Consider the following 13,704-nt stretch of genomic DNA (forward strand, 5'->3'; position numbering starts at 1 on the left):
CATAGATCTGCGTCATGCTTTATGACGCTTGGCGCAAACGCCGTTATTGGCCCGACAGCCCCGCATGCTATGGTTTGCGCCCCATAATCGAGCGTATTGCCACTATGCCCGTGACGTCCCGCTATCTGCGTTTGACGCTGTACACCGTGTTGATTTTGGTCGGGGCTGTGGTTGCAGGCGGCTGGGCCATGCAACAGGCCAAACACCATGCGCTGGAAGAAAGCGCCCGACGCGGGCCCGAGCAACTGAGCTTATATGCCAATTCGCTGCACACGCTGATCGAACGCTACCGCGCCCTGCCCGCCGTGCTGGCGCAAGACCCGGAACTGATCGCCGCATTGGCCGGGCACGTCACCCCCGAGGTACAGGCCCAGCTCAATCGCAAACTGGAACGCATCAATGGGGCCGCGCAATCGTCCACGCTGGAGCTGCTCGACAGCACCGGACTGGCCGTGGCCGCCAGTAACTGGAACACCTCCAACAGTTACGTGGGCCATAACTACGGGTTTCGCCCTTATTTCAGCCAGACCCGCAGTCAGGGCACCGGGCGGTTTTATGCCGTGGGCGTGACCAGCGGGATCCCGGGCTACTTTTTGTCCAGCGCCGTCCACGATGGCGGCGGGCGCTTTCTGGGCGCCATTGTGGTCAAGCTTGAGTTCCCGGAACTGGAGCGCGAGTGGAGCCAGGGCAGCGACACCCTGCTGGTCAGCGATGCGCGCGACATCGTGTTTATCGCCAATCAACCCGGCTGGCGCTATCGCCACCTGCGCCCGCTCAATGACAGCGACCGCGACAACATCACGGTGACCCGCCAATACGACAAACAGCCGTTGACCCTGATGCCGACCCGCACCCTGCGCGTGTTTGATGACAACAGCTTCCTGACCCAGGTGGATGGCCCGGACGGCCCGACGGACTATTTGTGGGGGTCGTTGCCACTCAAAGCCGAAGGCTGGACCCTGCACTTGCTGCGCAAACCGCCGACCGCCAGTGAAGACGGGCGCAATGCCGCGCTGGCAGCCGTTGGTTTATGGCTGACGCTGGTGTTTCTGGGGCTGTTTTTGTTCCAACGCTGGCGCATTGGCCGCATGCGCCAACGTAACCGTGAAGAACTTGAACAACTGGTCGAAGCCCGCACCCGTGACCTGCGCACCGCGCAAGATGGCCTGGTGCAATCGGCCAAACTCGCGGCGTTGGGGCAGATGTCGGCGGCGTTGGCCCACGAAATCAATCAGCCGCTCACCGCCCAGCGCATGCAACTGGCCACCTTGCGCCTGTTGCTTGACCACGGTCGCATCGAAGACGCCTATAAAGCCCTTACGCCGCTGGAACATATGTTGACGCGCATGGCGGCGCTCACCGGGCATCTGAAAACCTACGCCCGGCAAAGCCCCAGCGGCCTGCGCGAGCGCCTGGATCTGGCCAGTGTGGTGGACCAGGCCTTACAGTTGGTGGAGCCGCGGCTCAAGGAAGAAGGGGTCGAACTGCACACCCGGCTGGTGCGCCCGGCCTGGGTGCGCGGCGATGCGATTCGTCTGGAGCAGGTCATGATCAACCTGCTGCGCAATGCCCTGGACGCCATGCACGACACACCGCGCAAGCAGTTGGAAATTTGCATCGAAGCCGATCAGCAGTTGTGGCATTTGACCGTCAGCGACAGCGGTGGCGGCATCAGTGACGAACACTTGGGCAAGGTCTTCGACCCCTTTTTCACCACCAAACCGGTGGGCGACGGTTTGGGCTTGGGGCTGGCGGTGTCGTATGCCATCGTTCATGAACTCGGCGGTCGCCTGACTGCCTGTAACCACGCCGATGGCGCACTGTTCACATTGACGCTGCCCATCGCACAGGACGCTTGAAACATGCTTGATTCGGTAATCGTGGTCGATGACGAGGCCAGCATTCGAACCGCCGTTGAGCAATGGCTGAGCCTCAGCGGCTTTGACGTGCAGCTGTACAGTTGCGCCGAAGACTGCCTCAGCCACCTGCCCGCGCATTTTGCCGGGGTGATTGTGAGTGACGTGCGCATGCCCGGCATGGGCGGTCTGGCCCTGCTGACCCGTTTGCAACAACTGGACCCGGACTTGCCGGTGATCCTGCTGACCGGGCATGGCGATGTGCCCATGGCGGTGGAGGCCATGCGCGAAGGCGCTTATGACTTCCTGGAAAAACCCTTCAGCCCCGAGGCCCTGCTCAGCAGCCTGCGCCGCGCGCTGGAGAAACGTCGGCTGGTCCTGGAAAACCGCCGCCTGCATGAACAGGTCGATGTGCGCGAACAGCTTGACGGCCGGTTGCTGGGTGTATCGCGCAGCTTGCAGACGTTGCGCCGGCAGGTGATCGACTTGGCACCGTTGCCGGTCAACGTACTGATCCGTGGAGAAACCGGTAGCGGTAAAGAGCTGGTGGCGCGCTGCCTGCATGATTTCGGGCCGCGGGCCGACCAGCCCTTTGTGGCGCTCAACTGTGCCGCCATCCCCGAACACCTGTTTGAAGCCGAACTGTTTGGCCACGAAAGCGGTGCCTTTACCGGTGCTCAGGGCAAACGCATCGGCAAGCTGGAATACGCCGACGGCGGCACCCTGTTCCTGGATGAAATCGAAAGCATGCCGCTGGCCCAACAAGCCAAATTGCTGCGGGTGCTGCAAGAGCAAAAACTTGAACGGCTGGGTTCCAACCTCAGCATCGCGGTGGATTTGCGCATCATCGCCGCCACCAAGCCTGACCTGCTGGACGAAGCCCGCGCCGGGCGCTTTCGCGAGGATTTGGCCTATCGCCTGACGGTGGCCGAGTTGCGCCTGCCTCCCTTGCGCGAACGCCGTGAAGACATTCCGCTGTTGTACGAGTTCTTTTCCCACAGCGCTGGCGAGCGTCTGGGCCGCAGTGTGCAGCCACTCAGTGGCGCGCAGTTAACCCGCCTGCTGAGCCACGACTGGCCGGGGAACGTGCGCGAGCTGGCCAACGTGGCGGAACGACGGGTATTGGGGCTGGGCGAACCGCAATGGGACGACCCCGACATTGGCCAGTCCTTGGTGGCCCAGCAGGAAGCCTTTGAAGCGCAATGCCTGCGCGCCGCCCTGAGCCGCCACAAAGGCGATATCAAAGCGGTGATGGCCGAGCTGCAACTGCCTCGCCGCACCCTGAACGAAAAAATGCAGCGTCACGGACTGGTGCGCGAAGCGTTCTTGAACACAGACTAGAACGCGGCACCGGCTTCCCCCCCCGGCTGGCGCCACACCCGCAGTGATAGGCGGATTTCCGCTTATCACTTAAGGGGTTTGAGCGAGATTCCGCTCACCCTCATAGGTTTTGCCCTTGTAAACCGGGCATTTACGTCTTGGCACAACTCCTGCTATGTCCCGGTAAGCACGCGTTTTAACGCGCTATAACAAAACCAAAAAAAGAAGGATCCAGTTAATGGATAACTCCAGCACCCTGCCTGCCGGGTCGGTCCCTGCGACCCCGAAAGAAAAGACCACCTCCAGCCGTATCAAATCCATTTTCAGCGGTTCCGTCGGCAACATGGTCGAGTGGTACGACTGGTACGTCTACGCCGCTTTCTCGCTGTATTTCGCCAAGGCCTTTTTCCCGAAGGGCGACACCACGGCTCAATTGCTCAACACCGCCGCGATTTTCGCCGTGGGCTTCCTGATGCGCCCCATCGGCGGCTGGCTGATGGGCCTGTACGCTGACCGCAAAGGCCGTAAAGCTGCGTTGATGGCCTCGGTGTTGCTGATGTGTTTCGGCTCGCTGATCATCGCCCTGTCGCCGGGGTATGAAACCATCGGCGTCGGCGCGCCGATCCTGTTGGTGTTCGCCCGCTTGCTGCAAGGGTTGTCCGTGGGTGGCGAATACGGCACCTCGGCCACCTACCTCAGCGAAATGGCCACCAAGGAGCGTCGCGGCTTCTTCTCCAGCTTCCAGTACGTGACCCTGATCTCGGGCCAGCTCATCGCGCTCGGTGTGTTGATCGTGCTGCAACAGACCCTGACCGAAGAGCAGCTGTACAGCTGGGGCTGGCGCATCCCGTTCGTGATCGGCGCCTTGTGCGCGGTGGTGGCGCTGTTTTTGCGTCGCGGCATGGAAGAGACCGAGTCGTTCAACAAGGTAAAGGTCAAGCCAAAAGAAAGCGCCATGCGCACCTTGCTGCGTCATCCCAAAGAGCTGATGACCGTGGTCGGCCTGACCATGGGCGGCACGCTGGCGTTTTACACCTACACCACGTACATGCAGAAATACCTGGTGAACACGGTGGGCATGAGCATCTCCGATTCCACCACCATTTCGGCCGCGACGCTGTTCCTGTTCATGTGCCTGCAACCGCTGGTAGGCGGGCTGTCGGATAAGGTCGGGCGGCGTCCGATCCTGATTGCCTTCGGCGTGCTGGGCACCCTGTTTACCGTGCCGATCCTGACCACGCTGCACACCATCACCACGTGGTGGGGCGCGTTCTTCCTGATCATGGCAGCGCTGATCATCGTCAGTGGCTACACCTCGATCAACGCCGTGGTCAAAGCCGAACTGTTCCCGACTGAAATTCGTGCACTGGGCGTCGGCCTGCCGTACGCACTGACCGTGTCGATCTTTGGCGGCACCGCTGAATACATCGCGCTGTGGTTCAAAAGTGCGGGCATGGAAACCGGCTATTACTGGTACGTAACCGCCTGTATCGCTTGCTCGCTGTTCGTTTACGCCACCATGAAAGACACCCGTAAACACTCGCGCATCGAGACCGACTAACCGCTGTTACCCCGTGCAGACGCCCGTGAGCGCCTGCACGGGGGGTTCAGTTCACGACAACTCGGCCATTGGCGGCCGGGTTTGTCGGTTTTTCAGCCATCATCCCGCCTCGTTTTTATCCCCTGACTGTCGCCCAGAGTGCCCGTCGTAAAGACGTCGAGTCAATCGAGCCCGCCTACCAGCAAGAATTACCTGAATTAATTGTCAGTTAATTCGCCTCCTGCACACTCTTCTTCACATTCAGCGCTATTCCGATGACCGAAGCCTTCAGGGTTAATCGCCCAGATGTTGCGTGCGGCCTACAGAGAGTCTTGCCTCTATATATCGAATAAAACGATATTTAAGCGCCATTTTTTGCGCTTTTTAATCTATTTGATCGGCGTAATCTGAACCCATCGAGACACAACATCCCCAACACGCAACAAGGAGCACGACCATGAAAACCCGAATGATCCTCGCCACCGCCCTCTCTGTACTGGCATTGAATGCGTTTGCAGCAGACGGTTATGACCGCACCCATTCTTCGAGCTTTGCTGAAGACGGCTACAGCCGCACCGGGTCGGCCACCTTTGCCGCGGATGGTTATGACCGCACTCACTCGGCCACGTTTGCTGAAGATGGCTTCGACCATACGCCTTCCGCCACATTCGCCGAAGATGGCTACGACCGCACTCACTCCGCCACATTTGCCGAAAATGGCTACGACCGCACACAAGGCGCACGTTTCAGCTAATTGACCGCATGCCCACTCCCGCCGCTGACGAGCCTCGCAAGGCTGCGTTCGGCGGCAAGGCTGTGAGCGATGGGCGGGTGAGTGTATTGACGCGCAACAACGTTTCAGGGCTGGGCGAACGCAGGCTCAGGCTGCGACAGGGATTGCAGATCCAGGAGACAAACTTTGTTTTTAAGGGCAATGCCTTGCACTATAGGGCCCTTCTAAATCAGCCGTTTGCGGATGCTTGTGATGCCTGACGATATCCATTTCTACGAACCTTCCCAAGGCCATGGCCTGCCCCACGACCCGTTCAATGCCATTGTCGGGCCGCGTCCGATTGGCTGGATTTCATCGCAGGATGCCCAAGGCCGCCTCAACCTGGCGCCTTACAGCTTTTTCAATGCGTTCAATTACATTCCGCCGATCATTGGGTTTTGCAGCGTGGGGCGCAAAGACAGCCTCAACAACATTGAGCAAACCGGCGAGTTCGTCTGGAACCTGGCCACGCGCCCGCTGGCTGAAGCCATGAACCAGAGCTGTGCCATGGTCGGCCCCGAGGTCAATGAGTTTGAATTGGCAGGCCTGACCACCGCACCTTCGCGGGTGGTGAGTGTGCCGCGCGTGGCGCAGACGCCGGTGTCGTTTGAATGCAAAGTGACGCAGATCGTGCAACTGCAACGCGCCGACCAGCAGTTAGTGCCGAGCTGGCTGATTCTCGGCGAGGTGGTGGCGGTGCATATCGCCAAACACCTGCTTAAAGACGGGGTGTACGACACGGCGGCCGCCGAACCGATTTTGCGCGGTGGCGGCCCGGCGGATTACTTCCAGTTAGGGCCCGAAGCCCTGTTCAAAATGCACCGCCCAACCTGATTACCAGACCAGCTCGGCGTCTGCATTGACGCCTTGCAGGGCGGCCAGTTGTTGCTCGGCAGCAGCATCGGCTGCTGTCGCTGTGGCGAAGGTCTGCTCCGGCAAGATCGTGTGAAAACGCGGTGCTCCGCCTTCATACAACGCTTTGACGGCAATCGCTGCGTGGTAAGTCCCAGGTTTTACAGGGACGACTGCCGATACCGCTTCAAACTTCTCGAATTCTTTGCGCGCCATGGTTCTGATTCCGGCCTGTTAAAAGGCGGCATTCTACCCGCTTACCCGGCGCGTTTCTGCAAGCCGCTAACGGCCGCGTCGCAGTCGCTCTGAAAATCCAGACGGTCGACCACGTGGCTGTGCATGAGCACGCTGTAGACCTGCATCAGCGGGGACTCAAAGTACGCCAGCATCGACGCCTGATCCTGCCAATACCCCACGACATGCCACAGCAGTGGCTCATTGCGCGATTGCTGCAACGCGAAGTGCAGGCAGCCTTGCATCTGTAATGTCGGTTCAATCAGTGGGCTCAGGCAGGCCTCAACCTGACCCGAACAGCCGGCGCGGGCAAGCACCCGGGTCGTATGAATGGCAACAGTGGACTGGGGCATGAAGACCTCCACAAATTTTGGGGGCGTGAGGGGAGGTTCAAAGCGTAAGGCGCAGCCGCGCACAGCCGTTAGTCGATTCCTGCCCTTCCCTTGCACAATCCTGCATACCGTCACGCAACGACCCACCACGCCAACAGCTGCCCCACGCCCCCCAAAAAGCACGCTTTCAAGCAAGCAGGCGCCCGCAGGACGCGAATTTGATCGTTCCTCGCAGGCACCCTGACAGGATCAGGCAAGGCTGCGGCAGAAATCGGCTACCCCTCGGGCTTGCACAAACCTAAGCTATGACGACTTCGTCGCACCCATGAGGACGCGCCTCCCATGTCAACGCTACAACCGCCCATGGCCGCACTCGATGCCGCGCTGGAAGAAAAGCGCATCGAACTGGCCGACCTCATTTATCGTCACACCCGCGAAGACGGCACCTGCGCCACCGGGGTCGACGCGCTGTTCATGTCGCGTTACAGCCAATCCAGCGACTTTTCTCCCAGCCTGCCGCAACCGGCGCTGTGCATCCTTGCCCAGGGCCGCAAGGAAGTGCGCCTGGCCGATGAGTACTTCGCCTACGATCCGCTTAATTATTTGGTGGTGTCGGTGTCGATGCCGATCAGTGGCCGGGTGGTGGAAATCTCCCCACAACACCCGGTACTGGCGTTGCGCCTGGATATTGATCCGATGGACATCACCACCCTGATCAGCGAAGCCGGGCCGATTGGCGTACCGTCGCGGCCTGCAGGGCGCGGGGTGTATGTCGAACCCATCGATCAGGTCATGCTCGATGCCCTTCTGCGCCTGACCCGCCTGTTGGACACGCCACGGGACATCGCCATGCTCGCTCCACTGATTCGACGCGAGATTTTGTACCGCTTGCTGCGCAGCCCCTTGGGCTACCGGCTGTATGAAATTGCGACCGAGAACAGTCAAACCCACCGTGTGAGCCGTGCGATTTCGTGGCTCAACGGCCATTTCCAACAACCGTTGCGCATTGATGACTTGGCCCGCGAAGCCAACCTGAGCGTGTCGACCCTGCACCATCGATTCAAGGCCATGACCGCCATGAGCCCGCTGCAATACCAGAAACAACTGCGCCTCAACGAGGCGCGGCGCCTGATGCTCAGCGAAGGGCTCGATGCGTCGGCGGCAGGGTATCGGGTGGGGTATGAAAGCCCGTCGCAGTTCAGCCGCGAGTACAGCCGCCAGTTTGGCGCGCCCCCGGTGCGGGACCTGGCGCGCCTGCGGATGGGTTTATAGGCCCGGCGACTGCTGCGCTGGGGCCTGATCAGGGTTCAGGATCAGTAGCCGACGGTAAAACGCTGGCGTGAATGCGCCGGGTGCTCGACTTCATCCAGCAGAGCGATGGCGAAGTCAGCAAAGGTGATCCAGCTTTTGCCGTCGGCGCCGATCAGCAGGTGGTCCTTGCCCAGACGGAATTTACCGGTGCGCTCGCCTTCGACAAATTCGGCCGATGGCGACAGGAAGGTCCAGTCCAGGTCCTGTTCTTTGCGCAATGTCTCCAGGTACTGCCCACCCGCTGTAGCTTCTGGTTTGTACTCGTCCGGGAACCCCTCGCTGTCGATGACTTTGGTGCCATCGGGCAGCAATAACGAACCGGCGCCGCCGACAAACAGCAAGCGTTTCACTCCTGCTTTTTTCACCGGTTCGATAATGGCTTCCACGGGCAACGTCGAGAAATGCGCGGCACTCAACACCACGTCACTGCCTGCCACGGCCTCTTGCAGTGCCTGGGCATCGTGGACGTCCACGTCCTTGTTGACCACGTGCTCACGCTGGCCGATTTTTGAGGCATGACGCGCAATGGCGATCACGCTATGACCGCGGCGCAGGGCTTCTTCCAGCAGTTGGCTACCAGCACGTCCGGTAGCACCAATAATCGCAATCTTGCTCATGAGGCTCTCCTGTTGAATGGACTGATGTCACTTAACGTTTGAATCACCACTTCATTTCGCCTTTGGCCACTTTGGCGCTCAGTTCCAGCGAAGACGCTTCGCCCAGATCCGGGTAGCGTTTTTTCATCGCGTCAATCAGCTCAGCCGAGTCCTTGGCCTTGAGGGTTTCTTCATCGAACGCCTTGATGTAATCGCGGGTAAAGTGCACCGCGCTGACTGAGCGGTCGTTCTCACCCACGTAATGCCCGGGCACCACCACTTCGGGTTGCAGGCTGTCGATGCGCTTGAGCGTAGACAACCATTGCTTGTGTGACTGAGGCGTTTGCGTGTCGGCCATCCACACGTGAATGTTATCGGCCACGACCACCCCGCCCACCACGGCTTTGAGCGAAGGAATCCACACAAAACTGCGGTCCGGCTGTTTGCCGTTGAGCCCGATCACTTCCAGATCGCGGCCTTCAAGTTGCAAGCTGTTGCCTTTGAGCACGTGCGGCACAATCAGTGTGCTCGGGACATCCACGCCCATTTGCGGGCCCCAGAACGCCAGCTTGGCGTCCTTGGTCTTGATGATGTGCTCAACCGTGGGCGCGGAGGCCAGCACCTGGGCGTGCGGGAACGCTTCGGTCAGGGTTTGCAGGCCGAAGTAGTAATCCGGATCGCCGTGGCTGATGTAGATGGTGGTCAGGTGCTTGCCGCTGGCGCGGATTTTGTCCACCACGTGTTGGGCCTGAGCTTTGCCGAATTGGGCATCGATCAGAATGGCGTCCTTGTCACCGCTCACCAGCACCGACGACACCGGAAAAATCGCCGCAGCGCCGGGGTTGTACACGTCCAGCGTGAGAGGCGCGGGCGCGGCGCCAGCCTGTGCGGCAAAGCCCAGCGCAACGGCACCGAAGAACAAACGACGCAAGGTTGAAAATACGGTCATGGGCGGAGTCCTGAATCAAAAGGCCGTGAGTGGCGATGAACACATCTTAGTAGCCCGATCAGCGTTAAAAAATGCGATGCTGCGACATAGTTTGTTTCAGAAATCGGGCAGATCATGGACCGTCTTAATGCAATGCGGGTATTCGTCACCGTCGTCGACCTCGGCAGCCAGTCAGCGGCGGCCGATCATCTGGACCTGTCGCGGCCGGTGGTGTCGCGCTACCTGGCCGAGCTTGAAGCGTGGGTGGGCGCGCGGCTGCTGCATCGCACCACGCGCAAACTGAGCCTGACTGCCGCCGGCAATGAAACGCTGCCGCGCTGTCGGCAGATGCTGGAGCTGTCCGAGGACATGCAGGCCGCCGTGGGCGCGGCCGGGGATACGCCACGGGGCCTGCTGCGCATCAGCGTCAGTACGTCATTCGGGCAATCGCAACTGGCAGCAGCCGTGACCGACTATGTGCGCCTCAACCCCGGCGTGACCATTGACCTGCAAATGCTCGACCGCACGGTGAATCTGGTGGATGAACGCATTGACCTCGCCATTCGCACCAGTCGGGAGCTCGACCCCAGCCTGATTGCGCGCCAATTGACCGTTTGTCGCTCGGTGCTGTGTGCCTCGCCCGCTTACCTGCGCGAGCACCCGGCGCCCCGCCGGGTGGATGACTTGAGCCAGCACAACTGCCTGACCCACTCCTATTTCGGCAAAAGCCTGTGGCATTTCACCTGTGATGGCGAAGAACTGTCGGTGCCCGTGCAGGGCAATATCAGCGCCAACGAAGCCAGCACGCTGCTCAGCGCCACGCTGTCTGGCGCGGGGGTTTCTCTCCTGCCCAGCTACCAGGCCGGGGTGCATGTGCAGCGCGGGGACCTGGTGCGTTTGTTGCCCGACGCCGAACCCCGGGTCATGAATATTTATGCGGTCTACGCCTCGCGCAAACACATGCCCGCCGCGTTGCGCAGCATGCTGGACTTTCTGGCGCAACGCTTCACCCCGGAGCCTGCGTGGGACAACGGTTTGTAAGGCCTAGTCCATTTGAGGGATGAAGGCTTACAGGGGCAGTCGTACAACTGGCGTGGCAAGTCCGAGGGTCTGAACTAGCCTCAAAAGTGTGACGTCTAGGTATCAGGAGATGACTGCCATGACCACGAAAACAAAAACCAGATGCATGACCGCGTTTGTTGTGTTTGCTGCCGCTGTACTGTTTGCCAGCGCGTGTTACCGCGCCGAGCAAACGCGCCTCTCCCCTCGATTTACCGCCAGTTGCCAGGGCGAGCATTGCAATTCGTTGAATGCCGCATTCAGCGCGTTGAGATAAACAATCGGTGCAGCCGTTGATGGAGTGACGACTGCGCCTTTTTTTGCGCCTGTTCGTTAGCGAGCTATCCAGTACACTGGGCGGCATTCCGCCACAGGCCATCGCGCCTGTGCCTTTGCGCCTACAGGTGTACTGATGACCAGCCTGAATCAATCCGCCCCGTCCAAACCCGCCATTCGCAGCATCCTCGTGGCCTTGATGCTGGCCATTTTCCTGGGTGCGCTGGATCAAACCATCGTTGCCGTGTCCATGCCTGCCATTTCGGCACAGTTCAAGGATGTCAGCCAACTGGCGTGGGTGATTTCCGGCTACATGGTGGCCATGACCGTGGCCGTGCCGATTTACGGCAAGCTCGGTGATTTGTACGGCAGGCGCCGCCTGATGCTGTTTGGCATGGGCCTGTTCACCCTGGCGTCGTTGTTTTGCGGGGTGGCGCAAAACATGGAGCAACTGGTGCTGGCGCGGATCATTCAGGGCATTGGCGCTGGCGGCATGATCTCGGTGAGCCAGGCGATCATCGGCGACATCGTGCCACCGCGCGAACGCGGCCGTTATCAGGGCTACTTCAGCGGCATGTACGCGTTGGCCAGTGTCGCCGGGCCCGTGTTGGGCGGTTTCATGACGCAATACCTGTCGTGGCGCTGGGTGTTTTGGATCAACCTGCCGCTGGGGCTGGTGTCATGGTGGATTGCCAGTCGCACGCTGGTGGGCCTGCCGATTGCGCAGCGCACGCCGATCATTGATTACCTGGGCACGGTCTTGATGATCGTCGGTCTGACCTCGCTGCTGCTGGGCATCACCTTTATCGGTCAGGGCCACAGCTGGCGCAGCGATCAGGTGCTGATGCTACTGGGCGCGGGAGTGTTCGCCCTGCTGCTGTTTGTGTGGCACGAGCGTCGGGCGCGCGAGCCGCTGCTGCCGATGCATTTATTTGCCAATCGCAATGCCGTGTTGTGCTGGTGCACGGTATTTTTCACCAGCTTTCAGGCCATCTCGCTGGTGGTGTTGATGCCATTGCGTTACCAAAGCATCACCGGTGCCGGGGCAGACAGCGCGGCCCTGCACTTGTTGCCGCTGGCAATGGGCCTGCCCATCGGCGCGTATGTGGCCGGGCGCATGACCTCGGTGACCGGGTATTACAAGCCGATGATTCTGGGCGGCGCCGCGCTGATGCCGTTCGCCATTTTGGGCATGGCCTACAGCCCGCCGGGCGCGGAACTCTTGAGCGGGGTGTTCATGCTGTTGAGCGGAATCGCTTCGGGCATGCAATTTCCCACGTCATTGGTGGGCGCGCAAAATTCGGTGGCGCAACGCGATATCGGCGTGGCCACCAGCACCACCAACCTGTTTCGTTCGCTGGGGGGCGCCGTGGGCGTGGCCTTGATGTCGGCGCTGCTGTTGGCGTTACTGCACGACTCGCTGAGCACCCCGGCCATGGGGAGACCGTTGCTGGGTGAAGGCAGTTCGGGAAATGTGCTGCTCGATGGCCTGAACGCGGTGCAAGGCCCGGCCCTGGATAACCTGCGGGCCGAGCTGCAAATCACCTTCCGCCACCTGCTGAGCATCAGCGCCGCGTTTTCGTTGCTGGGGCTGGGCGCGGCGCTGGCGATGCCCAATCAGGTGCTGCGCGGGCGTGAAGACAAGGCCACGTAGCACCGCCAGCCTTTGGATTATTTGGCGCTGATCTGTTTTTGTAGGTTCTGGATCTGACTTTGCAACGTGTTGATGTTGCGCGTCACCTGCCCGCGGAACAGGTCAAACTCCGCGGTGCTGCCTTGGGCCGGGGCGGCTGCGGGTCGGGTTTCCAGTTCACTTTTAAGCACCAGTAAATCCTGCTCCAGACGCTGGATGGCGGCGGCCGGATTGCCCTGCTTTTTCAGCGTGGCCACGTCGGCGCTCACACTTTTGAGCTGCGCGTCCAGTTTGCCCTGTTCGGCCACGCTGGCTTTGAGGGTCGCCAGTTCTGTGCCCAGCGCTTTCACCTCAGTACTTAACTGGGTGTTGCTCGCCTGCTGCGCCGAGACCTGGGCCACCATGGCCGCATTGATCTGCTCGAAGCGCTTGTCCAGCTCACCTTGCTGACCGGCCACCGCGCCTTGCTGTTGCTGGTGTTGCTCAAGGAGTTTTTCTTCCAGTTGCTTGATCTGCAACTTCAAGGCTTCGCTGCCGCTGTTGATCGTGGACTCGCTGGCCACCACCTTGCCGGAAATAGCCTGCAACCGTCCTGCCGCTTCTTCGCTGATGCGGGCGAAACTTTCCTGGGTCGCCACCAGTTGCTGTTCCATCATCGACAGTTGCTGGAAGCTCCACCACGCCAACCCGGCAAACGCCAACAGCACGGCGCCGAGCAGGGCCCATAACGGGCCGGTGGTGGGTGCTTTGACCTTGATCACAGGCGTGGCGCGCGAATACACCGTGGTGCGCTCGCGGGCTGCTGCGCCCAGGGGCTGTTCATCATGGTCATCGACCGTGGCTCGTAGGGTCGGGACATCATCGAAGTCGTCGCGTGCATCGTTACGCATGGCAAACCTTATTTAAAACCTGAGTGAAAGCTGAATGGCGCGAGTATAAACCTCGGACTCGCGCCCTGATCGTCCTTGAACCTTCGTCAGGCTCATCGGTATTAC

The 13,704-nt window shown here is 60.4% G+C and carries 13 protein-coding genes; 8 read left to right on the forward strand and 5 right to left on the reverse strand.

All coding sequences use genetic code 11. The features are described 5' to 3' along the window. Positions 1-104: 104 nt before the first annotated feature. The 5 genes from BKD70_RS05560 to BKD70_RS05585 all read left to right on the forward strand — a co-directional run bounded on the left by BKD70_RS05560 (position 105) and on the right by BKD70_RS05585 (position 6,322). Positions 105-1,859 carry an ATP-binding protein gene (locus BKD70_RS05560; RefSeq protein ID WP_047274321.1) on the forward strand — a complete coding sequence of 585 codons (1,755 nt, stop codon included), beginning with the start codon at positions 105-107 and terminating at the stop codon, positions 1,857-1,859. A gap of 3 nt (positions 1,860-1,862) precedes the next feature. Continuing rightward, positions 1,863-3,197, forward strand: a complete 1,335-nt coding sequence (locus BKD70_RS05565; RefSeq protein ID WP_047274235.1) for a sigma-54 dependent transcriptional regulator — start codon at positions 1,863-1,865, stop codon at positions 3,195-3,197. Positions 3,198-3,414: 217 nt separating this feature from the next. Further along, on the forward strand, positions 3,415-4,737 hold the full coding sequence (locus BKD70_RS05570) for an MFS transporter (protein WP_047274233.1): 1,323 nt from the start codon (positions 3,415-3,417) through the stop codon (positions 4,735-4,737). 436 nt (positions 4,738-5,173) lie between these two features. Continuing rightward, entirely contained in the window at positions 5,174-5,470 is a 297-nt protein-coding gene (locus BKD70_RS05575; RefSeq protein WP_047274231.1) for a hypothetical protein, read from the forward strand. A gap of 231 nt (positions 5,471-5,701) precedes the next feature. Continuing rightward, entirely contained in the window at positions 5,702-6,322 is a 621-nt protein-coding gene (locus BKD70_RS05585) for a flavin reductase family protein (RefSeq protein ID WP_047274227.1), read from the forward strand. Here BKD70_RS05585 and BKD70_RS05590 read toward each other — a convergent pair whose 3' ends face one another. Continuing rightward, positions 6,323-6,556 (reverse strand): hypothetical protein, encoded by a 234-nt coding sequence (locus BKD70_RS05590; protein WP_047274225.1) that lies wholly within the window; start codon positions 6,554-6,556, stop codon positions 6,323-6,325. It abuts the gene before it with no gap. Positions 6,557-6,597: 41 nt separating this feature from the next. Then, positions 6,598-6,927, reverse strand: a complete 330-nt coding sequence (locus BKD70_RS05595; protein ID WP_047274224.1) for a putative quinol monooxygenase — start codon at positions 6,925-6,927, stop codon at positions 6,598-6,600. Positions 6,928-7,248: 321 nt separating this feature from the next. On the opposite strand from BKD70_RS05595, the gene BKD70_RS05600 reads away from it, so the two are divergent. Next, positions 7,249-8,178, forward strand: a complete 930-nt coding sequence (locus tag BKD70_RS05600) for an AraC family transcriptional regulator (protein ID WP_047274222.1) — start codon at positions 7,249-7,251, stop codon at positions 8,176-8,178. A gap of 41 nt (positions 8,179-8,219) precedes the next feature. Here BKD70_RS05600 and BKD70_RS05605 read toward each other — a convergent pair whose 3' ends face one another. Both BKD70_RS05605 and BKD70_RS05610 read right to left on the reverse strand, forming a co-directional pair. Then, positions 8,220-8,834, reverse strand: a complete 615-nt coding sequence (locus BKD70_RS05605) for an NAD(P)-dependent oxidoreductase (protein WP_047274221.1) — start codon at positions 8,832-8,834, stop codon at positions 8,220-8,222. A 43-nt stretch (positions 8,835-8,877) separates the two neighbouring features. Continuing rightward, positions 8,878-9,762 carry an MBL fold metallo-hydrolase gene (locus tag BKD70_RS05610; RefSeq protein ID WP_047274220.1) on the reverse strand — a complete coding sequence of 295 codons (885 nt, stop codon included), beginning with the start codon at positions 9,760-9,762 and terminating at the stop codon, positions 8,878-8,880. Positions 9,763-9,876: 114 nt separating this feature from the next. Here BKD70_RS05610 and BKD70_RS05615 point away from each other — a divergent pair, with 114 nt between their 5' ends. Together BKD70_RS05615 and BKD70_RS05620 are read left to right on the forward strand one after the other, a co-directional pair. Next, positions 9,877-10,782: a LysR family transcriptional regulator gene (locus BKD70_RS05615; protein WP_047274217.1), complete on the forward strand. Its 906-nt coding sequence runs from the start codon at positions 9,877-9,879 to the stop codon at positions 10,780-10,782. A 430-nt stretch (positions 10,783-11,212) separates the two neighbouring features. Then, positions 11,213-12,730, forward strand: coding sequence for an MDR family MFS transporter (locus tag BKD70_RS05620; RefSeq protein WP_047274216.1), 1,518 nt, complete (start codon positions 11,213-11,215; stop codon positions 12,728-12,730). Positions 12,731-12,747: 17 nt separating this feature from the next. Here BKD70_RS05620 and BKD70_RS05625 read toward each other — a convergent pair whose 3' ends face one another. Continuing rightward, a complete protein-coding gene (locus BKD70_RS05625) occupies positions 12,748-13,599 on the reverse strand; it encodes a hypothetical protein (RefSeq protein WP_047274214.1) in 852 nt (283 codons plus the stop codon). Positions 13,600-13,704 lie beyond the last annotated feature (105 nt).

The organism is Pseudomonas sp. BS-2016 (assembly GCF_001806145.1).
Lineage (GTDB): Bacteria > Pseudomonadota > Gammaproteobacteria > Pseudomonadales > Pseudomonadaceae > Aquipseudomonas > Aquipseudomonas lundensis.

Bases quoted from the DNA above. Each gene is read 5' to 3' on its own strand.
- BKD70_RS05560 (WP_047274321.1), top strand. From the start codon at position 105: ATGCCCGTGACGTCCCGCTATCTGCGTTTGACGCTGTACACCGTGTTG.
- BKD70_RS05565 (WP_047274235.1), top strand. From the start codon at position 1,863: ATGCTTGATTCGGTAATCGTGGTCGATGACGAGGCCAGCATTCGAACC.
- BKD70_RS05570 (WP_047274233.1), top strand. From the start codon at position 3,415: ATGGATAACTCCAGCACCCTGCCTGCCGGGTCGGTCCCTGCGACCCCG.
- BKD70_RS05575 (WP_047274231.1), top strand. From the start codon at position 5,174: ATGAAAACCCGAATGATCCTCGCCACCGCCCTCTCTGTACTGGCATTG.
- BKD70_RS05585 (WP_047274227.1), top strand. From the start codon at position 5,702: ATGCCTGACGATATCCATTTCTACGAACCTTCCCAAGGCCATGGCCTG.
- BKD70_RS05590 (WP_047274225.1), bottom strand. From the start codon at position 6,556: ATGGCGCGCAAAGAATTCGAGAAGTTTGAAGCGGTATCGGCAGTCGTC.
- BKD70_RS05595 (WP_047274224.1), bottom strand. From the start codon at position 6,927: ATGCCCCAGTCCACTGTTGCCATTCATACGACCCGGGTGCTTGCCCGC.
- BKD70_RS05600 (WP_047274222.1), top strand. From the start codon at position 7,249: ATGTCAACGCTACAACCGCCCATGGCCGCACTCGATGCCGCGCTGGAA.
- BKD70_RS05605 (WP_047274221.1), bottom strand. From the start codon at position 8,834: ATGAGCAAGATTGCGATTATTGGTGCTACCGGACGTGCTGGTAGCCAA.
- BKD70_RS05610 (WP_047274220.1), bottom strand. From the start codon at position 9,762: ATGACCGTATTTTCAACCTTGCGTCGTTTGTTCTTCGGTGCCGTTGCG.
- BKD70_RS05615 (WP_047274217.1), top strand. From the start codon at position 9,877: ATGGACCGTCTTAATGCAATGCGGGTATTCGTCACCGTCGTCGACCTC.
- BKD70_RS05620 (WP_047274216.1), top strand. From the start codon at position 11,213: ATGACCAGCCTGAATCAATCCGCCCCGTCCAAACCCGCCATTCGCAGC.
- BKD70_RS05625 (WP_047274214.1), bottom strand. From the start codon at position 13,599: ATGCGTAACGATGCACGCGACGACTTCGATGATGTCCCGACCCTACGA.